This window comes from Alteromonas sp. AO-Serp, from assembly GCF_017849675.1.
GTDB classification, from domain to species: Bacteria; Pseudomonadota; Gammaproteobacteria; order Enterobacterales; family Alteromonadaceae; genus Alteromonas; species Alteromonas macleodii.
The window spans coordinates 1-1,053 of sequence record NZ_JAFLMX010000299.1 but is presented as its reverse complement, the minus strand read 5'-3'; the positions used below and the strand labels follow the sequence as shown (position 1 = coordinate 1,053).

The window sequence follows — 1,053 nt, the reverse complement described above, 5'->3', positions numbered from 1 at the left end:
CTCTTAGAGCGTGCAGGCTATCACCAGTACGAAATTTCAGGCTACGCCAAAGCCGGGCACCAATGCCGCCATAACCTGAATTACTGGCGTTTTGGCGACTACTTAGGCATTGGCTGTGGTGCCCACGGGAAGATTACCGATGCCGCTAACGGCACAATTCATCGTACCGTTAAAGTGAAGCATCCAAGAGGCTATATGGAAATGAGCCGCCCGTATTTAGATACGCAAACGCTGGTTAGTGCAGACGACCTACCGTTTGAGTTTTTTATGAATAGGTTTCGTTTAGTTGAGCCTTGCCCGATGAGTGATTTTAGTGACTTCACAGGTACTGAGTTAACGGATGACGTTAAACGCGCACTGTCTGATGCTCATCACCAAGGGCTGCTTTCTATTTCAGGTAGTCACTGGCAGGTAACTGCTAAAGGACGTAGATATCTCAATTCTCTACTGTCGTGTTTCGTGTAATCTTGCCCTTTTGAGTCAACCAAAAAGTTAGATCAAAAAAGCCTGCTCACGCAGGCTTTTCTGTCTTAATCTGTCTTTAACCAAAATTAGTACACGTATTACTTATTTCAACTAGTTCTCACTCTTATCATGTCGCGTAATGATATTGTAAGGCTTGAAAGCAGGCACACTTGCTCGAAGGTTTTCTTCCGCTATATCTAAGCGTTTGAGCTTTTCACAAAACCACTCTGCCTTTTTACGCAATGTCGTAGCTTTATCACCTACATCAAGGTGCTCACCCACATTATTAAGCTGACGAGTAATTTCCGCTACTTTCTCTTGGTTAACCTCGCCGCTTCCAGTGTTGATACCACTGATCGCCGATAATATGCCGCCAACTGAAGTAGAAATAGCTTCCTCGAGTTGCGCTTCAATTTCACTATCAACGAACTCATCAACACTTTCCAGCGATCCGGGGCCAATGAAGTAGTGATTACTGGCATGTCTGAATTTATCTTTTACGCGGTTTTGTACGCGCTTCATCGCGGCGTTCAAACGCTCGTAGCTGTCGTGGTCACTGCCCACTAGACCTAAGTAAACATGCTCAAT

1 protein-coding gene and 1 pseudogene are annotated in these 1,053 nt (G+C 45.1%); one reads left to right on the top strand and one right to left on the bottom strand.

The features are described 5' to 3' along the window. Nucleotides 1–465, top strand: a pseudogene (locus QVA83_RS19330) (radical SAM family heme chaperone HemW); the annotation flags it as partial. Nucleotides 466–576: 111 nt separating this feature from the next. On the opposite strand, the gene QVA83_RS19325 reads toward QVA83_RS19330, so the two are convergent. Next, nucleotides 577–1,053: DUF2884 family protein (locus tag QVA83_RS19325; RefSeq protein ID WP_287498829.1), on the bottom strand; the 477-nt coding region annotated here is incomplete at its 5' end.